Genomic DNA, 22,791 nt, shown 5'->3' on the forward strand with positions numbered 1-22,791 from the left:
TACATAGGACTGACCATCAGACGCACTGAGTGCGTCTGGCCGGTTAAGTAGCTGATGCAGCACTGAGTCACTCTAAGTCGAAATCTGCTCAAGGAATATAAGCTGCAAGGGTTCGGCCAGCAGGTCGTCGCTGGCGGCGGCAAACCGCTGAAAGTACGGCATGGCAAAATGCGCATCGAGTGCAGCCGGATCCTTGAAGGCCTCGCGCATGAAGAACGTGCCGGGTTCATCCTGTCGTTCAAACAAGACGTAATCCAGGTTTCCTGGCTCCTCTCGTGTCGGTTCGATCAAGGCCAGGAGTGCTGCTTTCAAGGCCTGCTGCTTACCCGCTTTAGCCTTGAGGACCGCAATCGATAAGTGGAACCTGGGTTCCCGCGCCGATATAGCCCGGCGCTGGGCCATTGAAGGCGAAGGCATCGCCTACAAGTCCTGGCTGGATGTGAGCGCAGATGTCACGGCAGGACGACTTGTGGTGTTGATGGAGAATCATCCGGGTGAGGGTTTACCGCTGAGTCTGGTCTGTCCCCATCGCAAACAGGTATCCCCGGCTGTTTCCCGACTCCATGCCAGTTCGTGACACTAAAGCCAGTTTGACTGGTCACGCCACTTTCCTGCGGGCAAAACAAAACCCCAATTGCTTTCGCAATTGGGGTTTCGGAATTTAATCTTGACGATGACCTACTCTCACATGGGGAAACCCCACACTACCATCGGCGATGCATCGTTTCACTGCTGAGTTCGGGATGGGATCAGGTGGTTCCAATGCTCTATGGTCGTCAAGAAATTCGGTAGCCAGGTCGTGGGCCCTTGCGGGTTCACGCTCCAGCGAATGGGTATGTGACAGCTTGGTGTTTTGTGAGTATCTCGAACTTTCGGTTCGTTTCGTCTTCACACACCGCAATCTGGTGCTCTTTCGCCTTTGGGCTCGAAGCAAGCAAATTGCTTGGGTGTTATATGGTCAAGCCTCACGGGCAATTAGTATTGGTTAGCTCAACGCCTCACAGCGCTTACACACCCAACCTATCAACGTCGTAGTCTTCGACGGCCCTTCAGGGGACTCAAGGTCCCAGTGAGATCTCATCTTGAGGCTAGTTTCCCGCTTAGATGCTTTCAGCGGTTATCTATTCCGAACATAGCTACCCGGCAATGCCACTGGCGTGACAACCGGAACACCAGAGGTTCGTCCACTCCGGTCCTCTCGTACTAGGAGCAGCCCCTCTCAAATCTCAAACGTCCACGGCAGATAGGGACCGAACTGTCTCACGACGTTCTAAACCCAGCTCGCGTACCACTTTAAATGGCGAACAGCCATACCCTTGGGACCGGCTTCAGCCCCAGGATGTGATGAGCCGACATCGAGGTGCCAAACACCGCCGTCGATATGAACTCTTGGGCGGTATCAGCCTGTTATCCCCGGAGTACCTTTTATCCGTTGAGCGATGGCCCTTCCATACAGAACCACCGGATCACTAAGACCTACTTTCGTACCTGCTCGACGTGTCTGTCTCGCAGTCAAGCGCGCTTTTGCCTTTATACTCTACGACCGATTTCCGACCGGTCTGAGCGCACCTTCGTACTCCTCCGTTACTCTTTAGGAGGAGACCGCCCCAGTCAAACTACCCACCATACACTGTCCTCGATCCGGATAACGGACCTGAGTTAGAACCTCAAAGTTGCCAGGGTGGTATTTCAAGGTTGGCTCCACGCGAACTGGCGTCCACGCTTCAAAGCCTCCCACCTATCCTACACAAGCAAATTCAAAGTCCAGTGCAAAGCTATAGTAAAGGTTCACGGGGTCTTTCCGTCTAGCCGCGGATACACTGCATCTTCACAGCGATTTCAATTTCACTGAGTCTCGGGTGGAGACAGCGCCGCCATCGTTACGCCATTCGTGCAGGTCGGAACTTACCCGACAAGGAATTTCGCTACCTTAGGACCGTTATAGTTACGGCCGCCGTTTACCGGGGCTTCGATCAAGAGCTTCGCGTTAGCTAACCCCATCAATTAACCTTCCGGCACCGGGCAGGCGTCACACCCTATACGTCCACTTTCGTGTTTGCAGAGTGCTGTGTTTTTAATAAACAGTCGCAGCGGCCTGGTATCTTCGACCGGCATGGGCTTACGCAGTAAATGCTTCACCCTCACCGGCGCACCTTCTCCCGAAGTTACGGTGCCATTTTGCCTAGTTCCTTCACCCGAGTTCTCTCAAGCGCCTTGGTATTCTCTACCCAACCACCTGTGTCGGTTTGGGGTACGGTTCCTGGTTACCTGAAGCTTAGAAGCTTTTCTTGGAAGCATGGCATCAACCACTTCGTGTTCTAAAAGAACACTCGTCATCAGCTCTCGGCCTTAGAATCCCGGATTTACCTAAGATTCCAGCCTACCACCTTAAACTTGGACAACCAACGCCAAGCTGGCCTAGCCTTCTCCGTCCCTCCATCGCAATAACCAGAAGTACAGGAATATTAACCTGTTTTCCATCGACTACGCTTTTCAGCCTCGCCTTAGGGACCGACTAACCCTGCGTCGATTAACGTTGCGCAGGAAACCTTGGTCTTTCGGCGTGGGTGTTTTTCACACCCATTGTCGTTACTCATGTCAGCATTCGCACTTCTGATACCTCCAGCAAGCTTCTCAACTCACCTTCACAGGCTTACAGAACGCTCCTCTACCGCATCACCTAAGTGATACCCGTAGCTTCGGTGTATGGTTTGAGCCCCGTTACATCTTCCGCGCAGGCCGACTCGACTAGTGAGCTATTACGCTTTCTTTAAAGGGTGGCTGCTTCTAAGCCAACCTCCTAGCTGTCTAAGCCTTCCCACATCGTTTCCCACTTAACCATAACTTTGGGACCTTAGCTGACGGTCTGGGTTGTTTCCCTTTTCACGACGGACGTTAGCACCCGCCGTGTGTCTCCCATGCTCGGCACTTGTAGGTATTCGGAGTTTGCATCGGTTTGGTAAGTCGGGATGACCCCCTAGCCGAAACAGTGCTCTACCCCCTACAGTGATACATGAGGCGCTACCTAAATAGCTTTCGAGGAGAACCAGCTATCTCCGAGCTTGATTAGCCTTTCACTCCGATCCACAGGTCATCCGCTAACTTTTCAACGGTAGTCGGTTCGGTCCTCCAGTTAGTGTTACCCAACCTTCAACCTGCCCATGGATAGATCGCCCGGTTTCGGGTCTATTCCCAGCGACTAGACGCCCTATTAAGACTCGCTTTCGCTACGCCTCCCCTATTCGGTTAAGCTCGCCACTGAAAATAAGTCGCTGACCCATTATACAAAAGGTACGCAGTCACCCAACAAAGTGGGCTCCCACTGCTTGTACGCATACGGTTTCAGGATCTATTTCACTCCCCTCTCCGGGGTTCTTTTCGCCTTTCCCTCACGGTACTAGTTCACTATCGGTCAGTCAGTAGTATTTAGCCTTGGAGGATGGTCCCCCCATATTCAGACAAAGTTTCTCGTGCTCCGTCCTACTCGATTTCATGACTAAGAGATTTTCGCGTACAGGGCTATCACCCACTATGGCCGCACTTTCCAGAGCGTTCCGCTAATCTCAAAGCCACTTAAGGGCTAGTCCCCGTTCGCTCGCCACTACTAAGGGAATCTCGGTTGATTTCTTTTCCTCAGGGTACTTAGATGTTTCAGTTCCCCTGGTTCGCCTCTTAAGCCTATGTATTCAGCTTAAGATAACCATCTTATGATGGCTGGGTTCCCCCATTCAGACATCTCCGGATCAAAGTCTGTTTGCCGACTCCCCGAAGCTTTTCGCAGGCTACCACGTCTTTCATCGCCTCTGACTGCCAAGGCATCCACCGTATGCGCTTCTTCACTTGACCATATAACCCCAAGCAATCTGGTTATACTGTGAAGACGACATTCGCCGAAAATTCGATAATACTCAATTAAGAGCAACTCACAAATTTTACCTTAGCCTGATCCGTTACCAGTGAAAGTAACGTTCAGTCTATCTTTCTATCACATACCCAAATTTTTAAAGAACGATCTAATCAAAGACTAGAAATCAATATTCACAACGGAATACTCATTTCTAAACTTTAACTAAGCAGACCACCTTAAAGGCTGGCCTCTCGTCTTCTTCAATGAATCAAGCAATTCGTGTGGGAACTTATGGAGCAGCTGATGTCGTCGATTAAGGAGGTGATCCAGCCGCAGGTTCCCCTACGGCTACCTTGTTACGACTTCACCCCAGTCATGAATCACACCGTGGTAACCGTCCTCCCGAAGGTTAGACTAGCTACTTCTGGTGCAACCCACTCCCATGGTGTGACGGGCGGTGTGTACAAGGCCCGGGAACGTATTCACCGCGACATTCTGATTCGCGATTACTAGCGATTCCGACTTCACGCAGTCGAGTTGCAGACTGCGATCCGGACTACGATCGGTTTTCTGGGATTAGCTCCACCTCGCGGCTTGGCAACCCTCTGTACCGACCATTGTAGCACGTGTGTAGCCCAGGCCGTAAGGGCCATGATGACTTGACGTCATCCCCACCTTCCTCCGGTTTGTCACCGGCAGTCTCCTTAGAGTGCCCACCATTACGTGCTGGTAACTAAGGACAAGGGTTGCGCTCGTTACGGGACTTAACCCAACATCTCACGACACGAGCTGACGACAGCCATGCAGCACCTGTCTCAATGTTCCCGAAGGCACCAATCCATCTCTGGAAAGTTCATTGGATGTCAAGGCCTGGTAAGGTTCTTCGCGTTGCTTCGAATTAAACCACATGCTCCACCGCTTGTGCGGGCCCCCGTCAATTCATTTGAGTTTTAACCTTGCGGCCGTACTCCCCAGGCGGTCAACTTAATGCGTTAGCTGCGCCACTAAGAGCTCAAGGCTCCCAACGGCTAGTTGACATCGTTTACGGCGTGGACTACCAGGGTATCTAATCCTGTTTGCTCCCCACGCTTTCGCACCTCAGTGTCAGTATCAGTCCAGGTGGTCGCCTTCGCCACTGGTGTTCCTTCCTATATCTACGCATTTCACCGCTACACAGGAAATTCCACCACCCTCTACCATACTCTAGCTTGTCAGTTTTGAATGCAGTTCCCAGGTTGAGCCCGGGGATTTCACATCCAACTTAACAAACCACCTACGCGCGCTTTACGCCCAGTAATTCCGATTAACGCTTGCACCCTCTGTATTACCGCGGCTGCTGGCACAGAGTTAGCCGGTGCTTATTCTGTCGGTAACGTCAAAACACTTACGTATTAGGTAAATGCCCTTCCTCCCAACTTAAAGTGCTTTACAATCCGAAGACCTTCTTCACACACGCGGCATGGCTGGATCAGGCTTTCGCCCATTGTCCAATATTCCCCACTGCTGCCTCCCGTAGGAGTCTGGACCGTGTCTCAGTTCCAGTGTGACTGATCATCCTCTCAGACCAGTTACGGATCGTCGCCTTGGTGAGCCATTACCTCACCAACTAGCTAATCCGACCTAGGCTCATCTGATAGCGCAAGGCCCGAAGGTCCCCTGCTTTCTCCCGTAGGACGTATGCGGTATTAGCGTCCGTTTCCGAGCGTTATCCCCCACTACCAGGCAGATTCCTAGGCATTACTCACCCGTCCGCCGCTCGCCACCAGGTACAAGTACCCGTGCTGCCGCTCGACTTGCATGTGTTAGGCCTGCCGCCAGCGTTCAATCTGAGCCATGATCAAACTCTTCAGTTCAAACATCTTTGGGTTTTTAAGAAACCCTAAACTTGGCTCAGCAATCGTTGGCTACATCTTTGATTTCTCGCGGAGTAACTTGTGATGCTGATAATCTTGTTGACTATCAGTCTGACCCCACAAGCACCCACACGAATTGCTTGATTCAGTTGTTAAAGAGCGGTTGGTTAAGATCTTTCGTCTCAACCGAGGCGCGCACTCTACAGCACGACTCCTCAAGTAGCAACCCTTAAAAACTCCTGATTTTATTAACAAAATCAATCGCTTAAGCCAGAAGCAGCATCACACTGCTCGTTAGCGGGAGGCGAATAGTACAGTATTCAAATACGTGGTCAACCCTCTTTTGAAAATTCTTTTCCCTTGCCCACGCAGGTGAGTGCGGGCTGCAAGTGGCACCCTGTTGCAGCACGCCGCAATCCCCCATGGACTGTTGCTGGGCTCGATACTCGCGAGCGCGTTGATTGCCAGCAACCTGCACTTCTCGCCCACCCTGCCCTTCGGCCTTGGCTACGTGCAAATCGTGTTGGGGATCGCGACCGGTCTGATGTTCACCTCGTGGGACAACCGCACCGTGGCGGCCATGTTGCCCAGCCTCGGTTTCATGCTTCTGTGCCTGACAGTCCAAAGCACGGTGGCAGGTTTCTGGTTGTTCAGGGTCTCGGGCTGGAACGTCAAAGACTCAATGTTATCCGTGTACCCGGGCGCACTCGCCGCCGTTTTCGACTTGATCGAGTCCGAACGCGCGTCCGGCAAAGTGATCGTCGCGCACCTGGTTCGACTGTTGTCGATCACCTTGCTGGTCAGTTTTCGCATTCCCGGGCGCTGGCGTACATGCCGGGCGCCATCGAAACCATCGCCATCGTCACGTTCAGTGGCGGGCTCAACGTGGTGTTCATCCTGACGCATCACATGGTGCGGATGATCGTGCTGCACCTTGCACCGGCGCTGATCGTGCAGGCGCGGCGCTGGCGGGCACTGGCGGGCAGAGTGATTGCTGAACACAAACCGGCAACGCCTCCCACTGTGGAGGCGTTTTGCTTTGTGCTGACGGGAGGAAGGGACTAAGCGGGAGAGATCGTGGCCAAGGCGCCAATCAAAATGGTTAACACCAGAAATCCACCGAGGAAAATTGCCATCTTGCCCATAGGGCCTCCTACATTATGAGTTTACGGTGCAGTGACTGCGCGGCTGCGGACCGTGCTGTCATTGTGAGCTGCAGGCGGGGTGCATTACAGGGGCAGATGGCGACGGAAAATACGGATCAGATCGTTTAATTGGCAGCTACCGGTCAGCTCATTGTGGCGAGGGGGCTTGCCCCCTCGCCACAAATAGGTGGAGTTACTCTTTTGGCTCGACGTTATCCAGCGCCTGGTTCACGGCCAATTCCCCTAGCATCACCACTTGCGTGATGCCCAGCAGTGTCTTGCGGTATGAGTTGTCGAGCAATGCCGCGAAGTTGCTGAGCATGGTGGTGGCCGAACCCAGTGATTCGCTGGCGTTGGCCAGCAGGGATTCGGTGTCGTACTTGGGGTTGGCGAGGAACATGGGTTCGGGTTCATTAGTGCTCGCCATGATGTGGGCACCCGGGTTGAGGTGGTGGTCGAGGGCGCGTTCGGCGGCGTCGTGGAGTTTTTTCGAATCGAGGGATTCGTAGGGGGATGCCGGATCGGTTTCCGGTGGGTTTGGCGTAGGTTTGAACATAGATGAAACTCCTGGAATAACTAATGAGGAGCCATCACCCTTTGCTACCAAACGCAGGGTGGCGGCCATACACAGGTTGGTAGACCGGTCCAGGAACCCGGCGCCCCCGAAGGAGCCCTGCGCATGGCCACCATAAACAACAGAGATTCAAACGACCTCTGCAAACGGTGGCGATATGCGCCTGGAATACCGGGCTACCAAACCCGATCACTGTTTTTCAGTGACCCGGAAACGATAAAACCCGTGCCCCAGACGCACAAGCCGGCGGATTCTGTCTTACGTGTAGGGGGTGGCGCAAGGCGTTGTAGCCTCGATGCGGTAACAGCAAGCTTCATTTAAAAGTGTCTGGTTTTTCTGTTTAAACAAGCTGCGAGCGAGCCACATCCGATCGTCACTTCAACAACCACCGCGACATCAACCGCGTCGTCAACGGCATCAGCCAATACACCATATTGAACGACACCAACCCGGCAACCGTGACCTTGAATACCCCGACAGGCAGCCGTAGATCAGACAGCTCCAGCACCACCGCCAACCCCCAAGGCAAAAACACCGTCAACGGCAAAACGATCATCCACGACAGCACCCATTGCTTCCATCGCGCAACAGCCACCCGCCCCTGCACCGGCTCAAACCAGAATTTCGAATCATCGTCAGTGCGATGGTAGTCCTGCCGCAACCAAGGCAAAGACTCGCGCAACAACGCCTGCCGCACATGGGATTCCAGCCAAGCCACAACATGCCCCTTGCTGACAAAGCGCAAAATGATCGCGTACCGCAGGTGCGAGCCAACTGGCTTGACCACATCTGTCGCCAGGTAACCCGGAAACTGCCGATGGGCGTCGATGGTTTTGTTCATCCATTGCTCATACAACGCCTGATGCTGCGGATTGACCTCATGCACAATCACGCTGACGCCAATCTCGCGGTCAATGCTCATGGCTGCTGCCGCCTGAGCAGGGCCCGCTGGTAGATGCGTTCGCGCGCCAGAATCATCGGGTCGTGGCTCGGTGCAATGCCGTCTAGCAAGCGTCCGGGGTTGAAGTCGAGGCGCTGCTGGGCGAACTGTTGTTCCTCGGCGGGGACTAGCGCACCAAGGGTCAGAATCCCCAGTTCAACTTCATCGTGGCTTCGCGACCAAGGAATCGAGCCGTCTTCGATGGCATCCCCGGGCGCCGCCAATTGCACCACCAGACGCATCTTCACAACGCCCCGACCCAATCGTGCACCGATTTCGTCCTGCAAATAATCCGCCGGCATCGCGGCGGCTTGCTGCTCGCTCCAGGCCGGCTCTGCCCGCAACGGTTCAATCCGGTAGCGACCGACATGCGCTTCGCCCTGTCGGTTAGTGAACACCAGCGCGTTGATGCCGAAGTACTCGGCGGTCGCGTAACTGCTCGGCGCGGGCTTGGGCGTCTGCAGAAAATGCTCGGCTCTTGGGTGGCTGGCCAGGAAGGCTTGCAGCGGAAGCGGGTCCGGTGGTGTGGCGACATTGGCGGCAATGCCTTGCAGAAAACTCAGGAAGTCTTCGGGGGTGGCCACCGGAAAGCCGTCGAACGAATGGGTCACGATATCCGTGAGCCCGCCATCCGGCAGAGTAAACCGAACGGCCAAGCCATGAGGACTGGCCGTCGGGTCACCGTCCTCGGTAGCGGGCACGCCGCTAAAGTTGGAGAACCTCAGTAACACCGGCACCGGTTGTCCCTGCAAATGGGACGCCCGACTCAGTACAGGCGCGGGCGGCGACGCAATAAAGGTTCCGCTGAGCAATACACCCTTGGCATGGGTCGCACGGAATCCCGGGTGATGGCCGAACGTCGCGGTCAGCGCATCAAGTAACGCGTCGTAAAGTCTGTCCTTGGACATGAGGGCACTTCTCATGGGTGACACATCATTCTCATGGGCGGCAAAGGCAGAGGACGCGGTGAGCGTCCCTGCCAGCAGCGCGCCGATCAATAATCGGGTGGGCCGCACTGGATTCAACCCTGGCGCAGGCCGGGATTGAGGGCGATGTGTTTGTACTCGACAAAATCATCCATGGCCGCCACGCCGTTGAGGCGCCCCTGCCCCGACTGTTTGAAACCGCCCTCCTCAAACTCGTCGTAGACCACGGCCCAGTCATTGACCCACACCGTCCCCGCCTCCAGCTCGCGAGCCACCCGCAGCGCGCGGTCGACGTCGCGGGTCCAGACGCTGGCCGCCAGGCCGAACTCGCTGTTATTGGCCAACTCGATGCCCTCGGCTTCGCTGTCGAACACCTGCAGCGTCAGCACCGGGCCGAAGGTCTCGTGCTGGACGATGGCCATCTCCGGGTCGCTGACCCGCAGCAAGGTCGGGCGATAGAACGCACCCTTGGCCAACGGCCCCTCGGTCACCGGACCACCGCGAACGATGACTTGGGCGCCGGCGGTGATCGCCTCCTTCACGATTTGATTGACCCGTTGCACATTGGGCTTGTCGATCAATGGCCCCATCTCGCTGGCCGCATCCGCCGCCGGCCCAACACGCACCGCTTGCAGTTTTGCGGCCAAACGCTCGGTCAACGCCGTGGCGATATCCCGTTGCACCAGCAGCCGCGAACCCGTCATGCAGAACTGACCAGCGAACACCGTCAGGGCTTTCACCAAAGTGGGCACGGCGGCATCAAGGTCGGCGTCGTTAAACACCAGCATCGGCGTCTTTCCACCCAGCTCCAGGCCAAAGCGCTTGAGGTGCTGGGCACCCGCGGCTGAAATCGCCCGACCGGTGCTGGTGCTGCCGGTGAAACTGATCACCGGAACCCGCGGTGACTCCACCAGATGGATCGAGCCGGCTGCGCCCTGCTCGCTGAACAGATTGATCACGCCACGCGGCAGCGAGGGTGCCTCGCTCATGATCCGCGCCACCAGGCAGTTGGTCTGGGCGGTTTGCCCGGGCATTTTGATGACCGTGGTGCAACCGGCCGCCAGTGCTGGTGCCAGCGAACGAATCATCAGCACCACCGGCGAGTTCCACGGCACGATGATACCCGCCACGCCGACGGCCTGACGGATCACCAAAGAGATCTTGCCGGGTTTTGGCTCGGCCGCTCGCCCGTATTCGGCACGGGCCAGCGCGGCGTAATAACGCAACTTGGAGGGCACCATGCCGACCTCAAACCCGGCTTCGGGCCTGATCTTGCCGTTTTCCAAAGCCAAGGTTGCGATCAGCTCATCGGCGTTGCGTTCGAAGGCATCCGCCAATTCCAGCAACACCTGTGCGCGCAACTGGCGGTCATCTTTCCAGGGGGTTTCAGCAAACGCCCGTTGCGCAGCCTCGATGCCTTCTTGCGCTTCGTTCAAGCCGCCTTCGGCGTACCGACCGATCAGCTCGTAAGTCGCGGGGTCGATAGAGTCTTTGTAAACGCCGGAGTCCAGCCATTGGCCGTCGATCCAGTTCAATACCGGGGTGCTGTTCATAGAGGCAGGTTCCTGAGAATTAAGCGTAGAGACGGGCAATGTGCTCGGCAGTGGCAATCACGGTGATGTTGGTGGCGACCGAGGGCACGTCGGGGAAGATCGAGGCGTCCACCACGCGCAAACCCTGCACACCGATGACCCGCGCTTGCAGGTCGACCACCGCCCGCGCATCCCCCGGTTTGCCCATCGGCGCCGTCGAGGTCGGGTGGTGATAGGTGTCGAGGCTGGCTTTGACGCTGGCCAGCAACGCCTCGTCCGAGTCGTTGCCTTGACCGGGGTTGAGCTCGGAATGGATCAGGTTATTCAGCGGCCCCGTGGTGCCGATTTTGCGGGCCAGGCGGATGCCATCCAGCAGGCGCTGGCGGTCCTTGGGCTCGGCGAGAAAATTCAGGTCGATGTTCGGTGCCACGAACGGATCACGACTGGCCAGCGTCACCTTGCCCCGGGACAGTGGCCGCGTCAGCGCAACCGCAAGCACGAAGCCGACGCCGGTCGGGCTCTGCTCATGAGGAAACAAGTGAGTGGCGGTGATGTGCAGATCCAGCTCGCCATTTTCGGCACTACGGCTGTGGGTCCAGAGCTTGGCGCCGATGGCGGGCGACTGGCTGCCGATCACGTCAGGCTTGGCGGCATAAGTGTTGTAGTAGAACGGGTGATCCACCAGGTTCTGCCCGACCGTCAGCTCCGCGATTTGTGGAATCTGCAACGCACGCAGATCCTCGCCAGGCCCAATACCCGAACGCAAGAGGATCGCGGCACTGCCGTAGCTGCCGGCGGAAAGGATCACTTCACCGGCCAGCAACTTCTCACCGTTGGCCAGTTGCACACCGATCGCACGCTTGCCGTCGAACAGCACTTTGTCCACCAGGCTGTCGGTTTGAATGTGCAGGTTGTCACGGGCGCGCACCTCTTCGGTGAGATACGCCATACCGGTGTTGACCCGCACGCCGTTGACGATGTTCATCGGGTACGGGCCTACGCCATGGGCATCAGCGCCGTCGAAGTCCTCGATTACGCGGTAGCCATTGGCGAAGGTCGCGTAGATGAACGCGCGCTGCATCGGCGTGACGTCGGCCTTGCCGAGTTGATGCACCGGCAGCGGTCCTTCATGGCCGTGCAACGCGCTCGCACCACCGCTGTGGGTTTCCAGTTTTTTGAACGACGGCAGCAGCTCTTCATAGCTCCAGCCCGGCAAATCCCAGCGCTTGAAGTCGGTGGCGCGGGCACGGATGGCCACCGCGCCGTTGATCGCCGAGCTCCCTCCCAACACCTTGCCGCGCAAGGCGCCGATGGGGTGATCGATGTAGCCCGGCCGGCTCTTGTAACCCCACTCGAATTCAGGATTGGCGTTAGCGCCGACGATGTCGCTGCTGGCAACGATCTCGGGGTAATTGTGCGGGCCGTAGCTGTGGCCTGCTTCGAGCAATAACACCTTACGCGTGGTGTTCTCGCTCAAACGACGGGCCAGCACCGCGCCGGCCGAACCACCACCGACAACGATCACATCAACCGGCGCGCGGTGGGTGGCGCGCTTGCCGGCGATACCGCTGGACTCCAACGCCTGTGCCAAACCACTGCCCGCCGCCAACGTCGCAGCGGCCACAACTCCTCCGGCCAAAACCGCACGGCGAGCAGGATTGTTAAGGGTACTCTTCATCCGTCTTCTTCCCTGTCAGACGCCAGATTGCGTCTGTTGGGAAAAAGCATATGGGAGGGCGCGCCGGCTCATAAGCCACTGAAAAACGATTCGACGTTCCGTTTTTCTCGAACGAAATCAACTCGGTGGCGACGCGTGATCCGCGAGCATTTGCTCCCACACCGGTGGGCTGCCGATTTGTTCGATGAGGAAGCTGGTCAGCGCATGCAGCTTGGGCGACGCTCGCTGGGAACGCCGGTACACCGCCGAGATATTGCCGCCACGCGGGGCATAAGGCGCCAACACTTCTTTGAGTTCACCGGCCACAATCGCCTGCGCCGCCAGAAAGGTCGGCAGAATCGCCAGGCCCATGCCGGCCTTGGCGGCTTCCATGAGTTGATGGCCATTATTGGTGCGCATCCGACAGCGCACGCGGAACGATTCCAGGGTGTTGTTCACCGGCAGCGTCCACATGCCGTGGGGTTCGCGGTTCACATAGAGCATGGCAAAATGCTGGGACAACTCTTGCGGGGTTTGCGGCGTGCCGTGAGCGGCCAGGTAGTCCGGGCTCGCGCAGATGATGTGGCGGTTGGGCGTGATGGTCTTGGCGACCAGCGAGGAGTCCGGCAACTCGCCGATGCGGATGGCCGCGTCATAGCGCTCTTCGTGCAGGTTGACGTGACGGTCATCAAACTCGATATCCAGCCGCAACTCCGGGTAACGCACAGCGAAGGACGACAGGATCGGCGTCAGGTAGCGAATGCTGAAGGCCATCGGCGCAGCAAGTCGCAACACGCCGCGCAAGCTCGATTGAAACACCTGCACCGCGTCTTCGGCGTCCTCGACGTCGGCCAGAATCCGCACACAATAACGGTAAAACACATCGCCCGACTCCGTCAGCCGAGCCTGACGCCCGCGCTCCAGCAGGATGCTGCCCAGGCGTTTTTCCAGTTGCTGGATGCGCAGGCTGACCATTGATTTTGCGATACCCAAACGCCGAGCGGCTTCGGAAATACTGCCGGTGTCCACCACCATGACGAAAGAATGCATCTCGGACAGCTTGTTCAAATTTTAGTAATCCAGAGAAAAATCGGGGGCATGCCCAAATACTAGCCAGTTAAGCCGTAACGCAAACTTTGTAGCAGCTGGCGCAGCCTGCGTTCGGCTGCGCAGCAGTCGTCAATCCTGAGCACGCGGTTTTTCTGATCCACCGTGCCGTCTGATTTCACGACTGCTTCGCAGCCGAACGCAGGCTGCGCCAGCTGCTACGGATTGCGTTATGGCTTAAATGACTGACGGGATTGTTTGATGGCATCGGCCAACTTTTCCGCCGTCATGATGACGGTCGGGTTCAAGTTGATCAGCGGGATCTCGGGGAAAATAGAGGCATCAATAACGCGCAATCCTTGCAGGCCGTACACGCGCCCTTCCTCATCCACCACGGCGCCCGGGTCATCCGGTAAGCCCATCGGTGCCGTCGAGCACGGATGCTGCAAGGTTCCCACGCCTTTTGCCAGCGCCGCACGAATGTGACCGTCGCTGTCGTCAGTCGCTGGGCCTGGATAAAGCTCTTCCACGATCAGGCTCTTGAGCGGTTCGGTGGTGGCCAGTTTCCGGGCCAGGCGGAAGCACTCGATCATCCGATTCATATCCTCTTCACTGGTCAGGTGATTGAGTTCGATGACCGGTGCCTCTTTCGGATCGCGACTGTTCAAACGCAGACGACCGTGGGACGTGCAATGCATCAATTCCAGTCCCAGCGAAAAAGCGACGCCGGTTGGACTGATGGCGGGATCGAGCAGATGCGAAGGAGAAATCCCGATATCCAGTTCCTTATCCGAGCTGGCGTAGGACGAGTGGGTCCATAACTGTGCGCCCACCACCGGATGCTCTTGCCCTTTCAGCGCTTCTACCCCACTGAAGCTCATCCAGAAAAACGCATGATCGAGCAGTCGAACACCGACCGGCGCGTCTTTTACCAAGGGAATATCCAACGCTTCAAGGTCTGCCCTGGGGCCGATACCCGAGCGTAAAAGAATCGCAGCAGAGCCATAGGCACCTGCACTCAGAATCACTTCGTTGCCGTGGACTTTTTCACCGCCCGCCAACAACACCGACTGAACCTTGCCGTCTTCAAACAACACCTTGTCTACCAGGCTTTGATCGAGGATCGACAGGTTCTGGCGAGCGCGCACTTCACGCGTGAGGTAGGCCATCCCGGTGTTGACGCGAACGCCGTTGATCACGTTCATCGGGTTAGGGCCTGCACCGTTATTGGCCTCGGGGTCGTTGAAGTCGTCGACCTTTTTTGCTCCGCACGCCCATGCTGCCTCGACCATTGCGCGCTGCACAGGGGTGATGTAATCCAGCGACATCTGGTGAATCGGCAGCGGCCCGTTGCGGCCATGCCATTTATCTTCACCGTGGGCCGTGCGCTCCATTTTTTTGTAGTACGGCAGCACCTCTTCAAAGCTCCAGCCTTTCAGGCCTTTGGCGGTGAAGCGCGCAAAGTCAAAGGGCAACGCACGGCAGGCAACGGCACCATTGATGGCAGAGCTTCCACCCAGCACTTTTCCCCGCGGGGTGTAGACCGCTTGCGGTTGCTCGACCGGCGTTGCGAAATAGCCCCACTCATAACGCTCATCCGCGTTGGCGGCGATGATGTTGCTGCTGTAGATCTCTGCCGGGTATTCATCGGGGTCAAAGGCTCGACCCGCTTCAACCAACAGCACACTCCGTTGCGGGTCTTCCGACAAACGCGCCGCCAATACGGCACCGGAAGAACCGCCACCCAGAATGACAAAGTCGAATACCTTGCTGTGCACAGTCATTTTCATATCCCTATTGATTGATGTGGCGACTTGATTGGATATCGCAGGTCATGTTCAGCGCGTGGTGTTGAGCGCTTCGGTGATGACCCTGGCCACGTCTGCAGGTCGGGACTGATGCGGCACATGGCTGGTCGGCAGCGCCGTCGTAGTGGCGTTGATTTTCCGGGCGAGTGCGCGCTGCAAGTCAGGTGCAATCATGCGATCGCGCTCACTGACGATGTACCACGACGGTTTCTGCTTCCAGGCCGCCACGCTGATACGCTCGTCGAACGCTCGAGAGTTAATGGCGCCTTGCGTAGCGGCCATCACCCGACCCTGGGCAGCGGGCACGTCCGGAGCGAAATCCTGCTCGATACCCTGCTGGGTGAGCGACAGATACCCCGCCTTGTCGGCCAAGAATTGGCCCATGCCCGGCGATGGCGGATAGTCCTTGCCGACCTCAGCCGTGGTCTGCCCAACGTCAGGGACGAAGGCGGCCACATAGACCAGCGCCGCGACCTTGTCGCTCGCACCGGCCTCGGTGATCACACTACCGCCCCACGAATGCCCGACCAGCACGACCTTGCCCGGTGCCGTTTCAATGGCACGGCGGGTCGTGGCCACATCATCGGCCAGCGAATTCAAACCGTTCTGCACGGCCCGTACTTTCACGCCCTTGTCCTGCAGCAACCTGATCACCTTCGCCCAGTCAGAACCGTCGGCAAACGCACCGTGCACCAGCACCACGGACGGATCGTTGGCAGCGTTGGCATAACCCACCGAACCCAATATGGCCAAACCCAAAGACATCGCGAAAACTGTCCTGTGTAACATCTGAAGCTCCTTTAATGAACCAACCGAACGGCGGCAATCTAGGCGCTTCGCGGTCTTGTGAACCAGTCCCGAAAAACGGGTTTGTCTTTCCCATCCATTGGACGATCGTTCTTGTATAGTTGGCCTCTTTTGGCCGAATGGACGCCACCCGGTGCTCGACCTCAATGACCTTCAGTACTTTGTGATGGTAGTGGACCACGGTGGCTTCGCGCCGACCGCACGGGCGCTGGGCATTCCCAAATCCAATCTCAGCCGCCGAATTGCGCTGCTCGAAGAACGTCTGGGCGTGCGCTTGATCATCCGCAACACCCGCCATTTCACGGTGACGGAATTAGGGCAGACGTATTACGCCCATTGCCGCGCCATGCTCAAAGGGGCAGAAGCCGCTGAAGCCGCCGTCGCCCTGACCCGCTCAGAACCCGGCGGCTTGCTGCGCGTCACCTGCCCGACGGTGTTACTGGAAGAATGCGTCGGCGGCATCATCACCCGATTCATGGCCATGCACCCGCGTGTCGAAGTGCATCTGGAAGCCAGCGACCGTCAGGTCGACGTGGTCGCCGAAGGCGTTGACCTTGCATTGCGAGTGCGCCCGCCTCCCCTTCAGGACTCAGACTTGGTCAACCGCGTCATGTCCCAGCGGCCGCAATGCCTGGTGGCCAGTCCCGCGCTATTGAACCGCCTCGGTACACCCCAGGGGCCGGAAGACCTGGCGCGTTTCCCCAGCGTCCATCACGGCAGTCCGCAACGTGATTACAGTTGGACGCTGTTCCATCAAGATGGCGCGGAATTCACGATCCAGCACCGTCCGCAACTGATTACCAAGGGTCTGCCGATGCTGCGTTGCGCGGCGATAGACAGCGTTGGCATTGCGCAGATGCCGATGTCGCTGGTGCATGACTTTATTGAGCGCGGGCAACTGGTGGTGGTGTTGCCTGATTGGTCACCGCGGACCGAGATGATTTATGCGGTGTTTGCGAGCCGGCACGGGATGCTGCCGTCGATGCGGATGTTGATTGATTTTATGGTGGAGCAGTTCAGGTTGCTGGATGATCCGGCGCGGGGGATGCGCGGGGTTCCAGTGGCTTGATGTTTAGTTTCAGGGAAGTCGCCCGTGAACCCAACGGATCCGGATGCCGCACACCAAAAAGCCCTAACCCTTACCGATTTGACCAGCTACCCGCGAGTGTCCCCGAAAAAGTTGTCTCTACCGGCCCACTGAGAAACACCGATCCCACGCCATCCCATTGAACGGTTACGGTGCCACCGTCACATTCAACCTCAACCGAATCATCTAACAAACCACGACGAATTCCGTTAACAACGGCACCGCACGAGCAGGAACCTGAACCAAGCGGTATACCGCCGCAGCGTTCCCAAATGCGCAACCGGATATGCTTTCGGTCAATGATCTGGACGAAATGCACGTTCGTCCTGAGGGGAAACAGAGGGTTGGTTTCAATGGCGGGTCCGATTGTCGCGATATCAATCGCCGCAAGATCATCGACAAAATAAGTGCAGTGCGGATTGCCCATGCTGCACGCAGTTGGCCCCCCATCAAGGGGTAATTCAGCGGTATCCATTTCCTGAGCCAGCGGAACATCCGACCACCCAACAAAGGGCTTTCCCATGTCGACCGAAATGGCGCCGGTGGAGGTTCGTTCGCAAGTGAGCAGCCCCCGGTTGGTTCGGAATGCTATCGACATAGCATTCGATTCGCGCATCAGCATATCCGCAGCACCCCGCGTTGCGCTGCCACACACGTCCAGCGTGGAGCCATCTGCGTTCCAAAACATCAAGCGCGCATCGGCATCATCACAATCGAGCACCACTGCGAGTTGATTGAATCCAACGCCGCGGTTGCGATCACCCATTCGCCGAGCCATGGAGCCTGTTACTGGATTGACCGAGTTTCGCGAGTCCACAACAACGAAGTCATCACCATTGGCGTGCATCTTGTGAAATCTCAGTGGCATAGGTAGATCCTGGCGAGGGAGACATGGGCTTTATGGCGTCTGAATGCAATCTAACGTCATAGGGCTGCGCTGTCATCACCGTAGCCCGAAGGGTTCAAGCCGCACTATTTATCGTCCGTCACAGGGTGCCTCCTATGGCGCTTCTCCGGTGAAACTCTCGAAGATCAAAATCAAGCCCCGAAGGATTCAGGGCTTGATTGGATCAGACGTCATCAGGACTTACGTCCTCCACCTCCGCTCATCCCATCATCTTTGCGTGCTGAATCAGAGGACTTGTCGCGGTCATCGGCGAAATTGCCGCCGCGTCCGCTTCCTTGCCCGCCGCTGGACGATTGATCAGCCTTGTTGGGCTGTTGTCCGCCTGAAGCCTGGCCGCCTTTTTGGCCGGGTTTGGACATGTTTTCCTTATCGTCGGTAAATTCCCCTCCGCGATTTGTACCTTGTCCGCCTCCGGACATGCGGTCGCGATCGCGCGATGGTTGTCCGCCGGAAGCTTGCCCACCTTTCTGGCCTGCTTCAGACGCCCGTTGTGGATCATTGGCAAAGTTTCCGCCAGAGGCTCCTCCGCCTTTCTTGCCGGCTTCAGAGGCCTTGTCCCGATCATCGGAAAAACTGCCTGGATTTTTATTTCCTGTATTGGCCATTTTGTTCACCTCTACATCGTTAGCACGAGCATGGGCTCGTCTAATTCGGAGGACGCACAAAACAGAAAGTTTGAACGAAAACGGGGGGCGGGCGACGAGTGGATTCGGGGATTTGGTTCCATCGAAAAGCCGCGCGGTCGACTGGCGGCGTGTCATTCATCGATGGCTGGCTTTTCATATCAGATGTTCGATGTTTACTAGACTTAATACGCGTACACGCCCTCCAGGCATCACACTCGGGAGGTCAGTCGATGACTGAACACATCGTGCATTTTCATTGCCAGATCGACCAGGCAACGGCAGAACGCTTCAGGGATACCTGCCTTGAAGCCATCGATCAGGGTGCCACCTCACTTCTCCTGAACCTGTCCACTTGTGGCGGTAGTACCAATTTTGGCTTCACGCTCTACACGTTCCTGAAGTCATTGCCGGTACCGCTTTGCGCAATCAACGCCGGCAATATCGAATCGATGGGCATCATCATGTTTCTGGCGGCAGGCCGGCGCATCACATCACCTCATGCACGCTTTCTGATTCACCCGATGAACTGGTACTTCAGCCAAAAATCCGTCGACCATCAACGGCTGCGGGAATACCTGTCCAGTCTCGACAATGACCTCGCGCGCTACGTGCAAATCTTCATGCTTGAAACCGCTGATGCAGCGACCAAACTCGATATTTTTCATTGCTTGTCTGCGGAGGAAAAGGTCATCGCCGCGCATGAATCGCTGGCCTATGGCATAGCGCATGAGATGAAGCAGATGGTGTTTGCGGATGACGTCAAACACTGGAAGGTCAGTGGCGGATGATCAATCTTCGTCTTAGCGCCACAATTCAAATTCCGCACGCAAAAAAGCCCACTGACCGTCTCCGATCAGTGGGCTTCTTACTGCGTGAAGCGTTGAAACAACGCCCTCAGCTACTCCTGCGGATCGACCTGATCCAACACCCGATTCACCGACACTCTGCCTGGGAAATCATCTATTGGATGGCTAGCGACTTGCATTGCGGGCCGGTGAGGATCTTGAAGCGCAAGCCTAAGTAGAAAGGTAGGACTTCACAGTAACTTCGAGCATGTCCACCAGTTCAGGGTCCATGAAGCGAAAGTCGTCGGGAATATCCAGAGAGTGAATACGCTTGTGTTCAAGCAGACGAGCGTACTCGGCCTGCAGGCGATTCAGGTGTTTGCGTTCCATGACTAAGATGACATCGGCCCAACGAATATCCGCTGCGTCGATGGGTTTGCGTGCGTTCGGGCTAGTGCCCGCCGAACGGGCACTGAAGCCGGGTCGACGGCGCCAGATTGCTTCCGCGGTAGGGCTACGCCATTGGTTACGGCTGCAGACGAACAGGAGGTTAGTCACTCTTGATCCAACAATTGGCGGGGCGTGCGGATGGGATAGCTCATGCCGAGTTGCCGTGCCCTGACCAGCTTGTCCGCACGGGTGTACATCAGCTTCCAGTTCTTTTCCGGCTTGAACTTCAGCGGACGAACCGCTTTGTCATTGCCGCGTTGACGTGCCTGTGTGCGTCTCCAGGCGCGGGTTCTTTCCATGGTCATGTCCTCGTGAGTACCGGGTTCAGCAGCCGCGGTAATACGAGTTGCGAGTATGGTAAGCGTGAATCGGGGCAGTGGCCAGGCTGGTGTAGTTATCGAATTCCAGCGGCGGCAGTTTCTGGCCGAAAGCAGATGTAGACGAGTCAGTTTTGGGTCGGAAGGGGTCGTTAGCCGTTTGATAGCCATCGAAGGCAACACGGCCTGAGGATGCTAGGGCGTAAAGCCCTAGCGGATAACAAATGTCACTTTTTCTTTTTCGCCGGCTTTTCTGCCTTGTCTGATTTCTTAGCCTTTTCGGGCTTGCTATCAGCTTTTTTTGCAGATTTCTTTGGTTCGGCATCTTTTTTCTTATCTTTCTTTTCGGAAGATTTCGAAAGAGCCGAGGCCGCCGCTGATTTCTTTGCCTTCGATGACTTTTTGTCTTTCAAATCCTTGCTGGCGTTCGAAGCTTCATCTTTGCTTTTCTTCTCGTCTTTAGCCACGTTGATCACCTCTCGGAGTATGCCGGTATTGGCACATTGCCTGTGCGATTCATCCACAAGCTGATCATTAGGCGAACGCGTCCAAAGGCGGTTCAAATTTTTTGATGCGTGAGACAGGCTTCGGATGGTGCACCGATATGTACTGAGATCTGGAGATACTGAAAAGGCCAACAGCCAGATGAATCTACCCCTCGAAAACCATTCCCCCACAAAAAAGCCCACTGACGGTTACCGATCCAGTGGGCTTTTTCTGATTACGCTTCTACTTACAAAGCCATATCACTGGCAGCATTAGCCTTCGGCGCTTTCGCCTTATCAGCATCAGCCGGAGCAGCAGCCGGAGCCGCTACCTGACCAATCGCCGGCGGCGGAGTCAGTTGCAGCACCTTGGCGGTGTAAGCCCACTCCTGCGCAACCTTCTCAGGATTGCCATTCAGTTGAGTGCCATAGCTCGGCACGATCTGATGCAGCTTTTCCTGCCACGCTGGCGAAGCCACCTTGTCCTTGAACACTTTCTGCAGCACGGTCAGCATGATCGGTGCTGCAGTCGATGCGCCCGGCGATGCGCCCAGCAGGCCAGCGATCGAGCCGTCAGCGGAAGCAACGATCTCGGTGCCCAGTTTCAGCACGCCACCGGCAGCTTCATCACGCTTGATGATTTGCACGCGTTGGCCGGCTTGCCACAGGCGCCAGTCTTCGGCTTTGGCGTTCGGGAAGTATTCTTTCAGCGCGTTGAGGCGGTCTTCGTCAGACAGCATCAGTTGGCCGGCAAGGTACTCGACCAGCGGGTATTCCTTGATGCCGACCTTGGTCATTGGCCACACGTTGTGCGTGGTGGTGGTGGTCAGCAGGTCCAGGTACGAGCCTTCCTTCAGGAACTTGGTGCTGAAGGTCGCGAATGGGCCAAACAGGATGACGCGCTTGCCGTCCAGGACACGGGTGTCCAGGTGCGGAACCGACATTGGCGGTGCGCCAACGGAGGCTTTGCCGTAGGCCTTGGCCAGGTGTTGTTCGGCGATGGAAGGGTTCTCGGTCACGAGGAACGAGCCGCCTACCGGGAAGCCTGCGTATTCCTTGGCTTCAGGAATGCCGGACTTCTGCAGCAGGTGCAGTGCACCGCCACCTGCGCCGATGAACACGAACTTGGCGTCGGTTTCGGACTTGCTGCCGTCTTTCAGGTTTTTGTAGCTGACGCGCCAGGTGCCGTCGTCGTTCTTGGTGATGTCTTGCACTTCGCTAGACAGTTTCAAGTCGAACTTCGGCGTGGTTTGCAGGTGCGCGACGAACTGGCGGGTGATCTCGCCGAAGTTGACGTCGGTGCCGATCGGGCTCCAGGTGGCCGCGATTTTCTGGTTCGGGTCGCGCCCTTCCATCATCAGCGGAACCCACTTCTTGATCACTGCCGGGTCTTCGGAGTACTGCATGCCGGCGAACAGCGGGCTCGCTTGCAGGGCTTCGTAGCGCTTCTTCAGGAACTTGATGTTGTCATCGCCCCACACAAAGCTCATGTGCGGCGTGGAGTTGATGAACGAACGCGGGTTTTTCAGCACGCCTTGCTGAACCTGCCAGGCCCAGAACTGACGGGAGATCTGGAACGCTTCGTTGATTTCAACGGCTTTCGGGATCTGTACGTTGCCCTTGTCGTCTTCCGGGGTGTAGTTCAGCTCGGCCAGGGCGGAGTGACCGGTACCGGCGTTGTTCCAGCCATTGGAGCTTTCCAGGGCGACGCCGTCGAGGCGCTCGATCATTTCCATCGAGGTGCCAGGTTCCAGCTCGTTGAGCCAGACACCCAGGGTCGCGCTCATGATGCCGCCGCCGATCAGCAGTACATCGACTTTCTTTGCCTCTTCCGCGTGAACGGACGTGATCCCCATCGACAAAGCCAGCCCCAGCAGGGCCGTGTTCATTTTCTTAAACATCTGTAGCACCTATGATAAAACGCCATCCGCCCTTCCAATTCTCGCTCACGGCCCCTTGGTTCACGACCTTCAGGCAGGACGTCGTGGGTGCTCGTAA

At 56.9% G+C, this 22,791-nt stretch carries 18 protein-coding genes, 3 rRNA genes and 2 pseudogenes; 5 read left to right on the plus strand and 18 right to left on the minus strand.

Annotation, left to right across the window (positions count from 1 at the left end; all coding sequences use genetic code 11):
- Positions 1–72: 72 nt before the first annotated feature.
- A complete protein-coding gene (locus DJ564_RS19005; RefSeq protein ID WP_371921935.1) occupies positions 73–312 on the minus strand; it encodes a putative quinol monooxygenase in 240 nt (79 codons plus the stop codon).
- On the opposite strand from DJ564_RS19005, the pseudogene DJ564_RS19010 reads away from it, so the two are divergent.
- Positions 272–577: pseudogene (locus DJ564_RS19010) on the plus strand (LysR family transcriptional regulator); the annotation flags it as partial. The gene DJ564_RS19005 and the pseudogene DJ564_RS19010 sit on opposite strands and share 41 nt — an antisense overlap.
- An 88-nt stretch (positions 578–665) precedes the next feature.
- Here the strand turns inward: DJ564_RS19010 and rrf are convergent.
- The 3 genes from rrf to DJ564_RS19025 all read right to left on the minus strand — a co-directional run bounded on the left by rrf (position 666) and on the right by DJ564_RS19025 (position 5,700).
- A 5S ribosomal RNA gene (rrf, locus tag DJ564_RS19015) occupies positions 666–781 on the minus strand.
- Between the two features lie 173 nt (positions 782–954).
- Positions 955–3,846: ribosomal RNA gene (locus tag DJ564_RS19020) — 23S ribosomal RNA — on the minus strand.
- 315 nt (positions 3,847–4,161) lie between these two features.
- A 16S ribosomal RNA gene (locus tag DJ564_RS19025) occupies positions 4,162–5,700 on the minus strand.
- The 16S, 23S and 5S rRNA genes sit together here, the layout of an rRNA operon.
- Positions 5,701–6,076: 376 nt before the next feature.
- On the opposite strand from DJ564_RS19025, the gene DJ564_RS19035 reads away from it, so the two are divergent.
- Positions 6,077–6,601: an AbrB family transcriptional regulator gene (locus DJ564_RS19035; protein WP_371921936.1), complete on the plus strand. Its 525-nt coding sequence runs from the start codon at positions 6,077–6,079 to the stop codon at positions 6,599–6,601.
- Positions 6,532–6,765, plus strand: a complete 234-nt coding sequence (locus tag DJ564_RS32865; RefSeq protein WP_371921937.1) for a hypothetical protein — start codon at positions 6,532–6,534, stop codon at positions 6,763–6,765. Before DJ564_RS19035 ends, DJ564_RS32865 begins: the two co-directional genes overlap by 70 nt.
- A 273-nt stretch (positions 6,766–7,038) precedes the next feature.
- Here DJ564_RS32865 and DJ564_RS19040 read toward each other — a convergent pair whose 3' ends face one another.
- The 8 genes from DJ564_RS19040 to DJ564_RS19075 all read right to left on the minus strand — a co-directional run bounded on the left by DJ564_RS19040 (position 7,039) and on the right by DJ564_RS19075 (position 16,094).
- Positions 7,039–7,401, minus strand: coding sequence for a DUF6124 family protein (locus tag DJ564_RS19040; protein WP_109632372.1), 363 nt, complete (start codon positions 7,399–7,401; stop codon positions 7,039–7,041).
- Between the two features lie 391 nt (positions 7,402–7,792).
- Positions 7,793–8,341 (minus strand): hypothetical protein, encoded by a 549-nt coding sequence (locus tag DJ564_RS19045; protein ID WP_109632374.1) that lies wholly within the window; start codon positions 8,339–8,341, stop codon positions 7,793–7,795.
- On the minus strand, positions 8,338–9,267 hold the full coding sequence (locus DJ564_RS19050) for a catalase family peroxidase (protein ID WP_109632376.1): 930 nt from the start codon (positions 9,265–9,267) through the stop codon (positions 8,338–8,340). Before DJ564_RS19050 ends, DJ564_RS19045 begins: the two co-directional genes overlap by 4 nt.
- A 113-nt stretch (positions 9,268–9,380) precedes the next feature.
- Positions 9,381–10,838 (minus strand): aldehyde dehydrogenase family protein, encoded by a 1,458-nt coding sequence (locus tag DJ564_RS19055; RefSeq protein ID WP_109632378.1) that lies wholly within the window; start codon positions 10,836–10,838, stop codon positions 9,381–9,383.
- A 19-nt stretch (positions 10,839–10,857) separates the two neighbouring features.
- Complete coding sequence (locus DJ564_RS19060) at positions 10,858–12,495, minus strand: GMC family oxidoreductase (protein WP_109632380.1); 1,638 nt, start codon at positions 12,493–12,495, stop codon at positions 10,858–10,860.
- Between the two features lie 117 nt (positions 12,496–12,612).
- Entirely contained in the window at positions 12,613–13,542 is a 930-nt protein-coding gene (locus DJ564_RS19065; protein WP_109632382.1) for a LysR family transcriptional regulator, read from the minus strand.
- A 209-nt stretch (positions 13,543–13,751) separates the two neighbouring features.
- Positions 13,752–15,305, minus strand: a complete 1,554-nt coding sequence (locus DJ564_RS19070; RefSeq protein ID WP_109632389.1) for a GMC family oxidoreductase — start codon at positions 15,303–15,305, stop codon at positions 13,752–13,754.
- A 54-nt stretch (positions 15,306–15,359) separates the two neighbouring features.
- Entirely contained in the window at positions 15,360–16,094 is a 735-nt protein-coding gene (locus tag DJ564_RS19075) for an alpha/beta fold hydrolase (RefSeq protein WP_256597431.1), read from the minus strand.
- Positions 16,095–16,269: 175 nt separating this feature from the next.
- Here DJ564_RS19075 and DJ564_RS19080 point away from each other — a divergent pair, with 175 nt between their 5' ends.
- The gene (locus DJ564_RS19080) at positions 16,270–17,205 is read left to right on the plus strand and encodes a LysR substrate-binding domain-containing protein (RefSeq protein ID WP_109632393.1); all 936 of its coding nucleotides are present in this window, start codon (positions 16,270–16,272) and stop codon (positions 17,203–17,205) included.
- A gap of 70 nt (positions 17,206–17,275) precedes the next feature.
- Here DJ564_RS19080 and dapF read toward each other — a convergent pair whose 3' ends face one another.
- Both dapF and DJ564_RS32870 read right to left on the minus strand, forming a co-directional pair.
- Complete coding sequence (gene dapF, locus DJ564_RS19085) at positions 17,276–18,091, minus strand: diaminopimelate epimerase (RefSeq protein ID WP_109632395.1); 816 nt, start codon at positions 18,089–18,091, stop codon at positions 17,276–17,278.
- 482 nt (positions 18,092–18,573) lie between these two features.
- Positions 18,574–18,687: pseudogene (locus DJ564_RS32870) on the minus strand (general stress protein); the annotation flags it as partial.
- A gap of 299 nt (positions 18,688–18,986) precedes the next feature.
- Here DJ564_RS32870 and DJ564_RS19095 point away from each other — a divergent pair.
- Entirely contained in the window at positions 18,987–19,544 is a 558-nt protein-coding gene (locus DJ564_RS19095; protein WP_109632399.1) for an ATP-dependent Clp protease proteolytic subunit, read from the plus strand.
- 228 nt (positions 19,545–19,772) lie between these two features.
- Here the strand turns inward: DJ564_RS19095 and DJ564_RS19105 are convergent, their stop codons facing one another.
- The 4 genes from DJ564_RS19105 to mqo all read right to left on the minus strand — a co-directional run bounded on the left by DJ564_RS19105 (position 19,773) and on the right by mqo (position 22,694).
- Entirely contained in the window at positions 19,773–20,099 is a 327-nt protein-coding gene (locus DJ564_RS19105) for a low molecular weight protein tyrosine phosphatase family protein (RefSeq protein ID WP_109632403.1), read from the minus strand.
- Positions 20,096–20,290 (minus strand): hypothetical protein, encoded by a 195-nt coding sequence (locus DJ564_RS19110; RefSeq protein ID WP_109632404.1) that lies wholly within the window; start codon positions 20,288–20,290, stop codon positions 20,096–20,098. Before DJ564_RS19110 ends, DJ564_RS19105 begins: the two co-directional genes overlap by 4 nt.
- Positions 20,291–20,535: 245 nt before the next feature.
- On the minus strand, positions 20,536–20,775 hold the full coding sequence (locus DJ564_RS19115) for a hypothetical protein (RefSeq protein ID WP_256597432.1): 240 nt from the start codon (positions 20,773–20,775) through the stop codon (positions 20,536–20,538).
- 266 nt (positions 20,776–21,041) lie between these two features.
- Positions 21,042–22,694, minus strand: coding sequence for a malate dehydrogenase (quinone) (gene mqo / locus DJ564_RS19120; protein ID WP_109632406.1), 1,653 nt, complete (start codon positions 22,692–22,694; stop codon positions 21,042–21,044).
- Positions 22,695–22,791: the final 97 nt, after the last annotated feature.

Source organism: Pseudomonas sp. 31-12 (assembly GCF_003151075.1).
In the GTDB taxonomy this organism is placed as follows: domain Bacteria; phylum Pseudomonadota; class Gammaproteobacteria; order Pseudomonadales; family Pseudomonadaceae; genus Aquipseudomonas.

Excerpts from the sequence above, each read along its gene's own strand:
- DJ564_RS32865 (WP_371921937.1), top strand. The coding sequence starts at position 6,532 with ATGCCGGGCGCCATCGAAACCATCGCCATCGTCACGTTCAGTGGCGGG.
- DJ564_RS19040 (WP_109632372.1), bottom strand. The coding sequence starts at position 7,401 with ATGTTCAAACCTACGCCAAACCCACCGGAAACCGATCCGGCATCCCCC.
- DJ564_RS19045 (WP_109632374.1), bottom strand. The coding sequence starts at position 8,341 with ATGAGCATTGACCGCGAGATTGGCGTCAGCGTGATTGTGCATGAGGTC.
- DJ564_RS19050 (WP_109632376.1), bottom strand. The coding sequence starts at position 9,267 with ATGTCCAAGGACAGACTTTACGACGCGTTACTTGATGCGCTGACCGCG.
- DJ564_RS19055 (WP_109632378.1), bottom strand. The coding sequence starts at position 10,838 with ATGAACAGCACCCCGGTATTGAACTGGATCGACGGCCAATGGCTGGAC.
- DJ564_RS19060 (WP_109632380.1), bottom strand. The coding sequence starts at position 12,495 with ATGAAGAGTACCCTTAACAATCCTGCTCGCCGTGCGGTTTTGGCCGGA.
- DJ564_RS19070 (WP_109632389.1), bottom strand. The coding sequence starts at position 15,305 with ATGACTGTGCACAGCAAGGTATTCGACTTTGTCATTCTGGGTGGCGGT.
- DJ564_RS19075 (WP_256597431.1), bottom strand. The coding sequence starts at position 16,094 with ATGTCTTTGGGTTTGGCCATATTGGGTTCGGTGGGTTATGCCAACGCT.
- dapF (WP_109632395.1), bottom strand. The coding sequence starts at position 18,091 with ATGCCACTGAGATTTCACAAGATGCACGCCAATGGTGATGACTTCGTT.
- DJ564_RS19095 (WP_109632399.1), top strand. The coding sequence starts at position 18,987 with ATGACTGAACACATCGTGCATTTTCATTGCCAGATCGACCAGGCAACG.
- DJ564_RS19110 (WP_109632404.1), bottom strand. The coding sequence starts at position 20,290 with ATGGAAAGAACCCGCGCCTGGAGACGCACACAGGCACGTCAACGCGGC.
- mqo (WP_109632406.1), bottom strand. The coding sequence starts at position 22,694 with ATGTTTAAGAAAATGAACACGGCCCTGCTGGGGCTGGCTTTGTCGATG.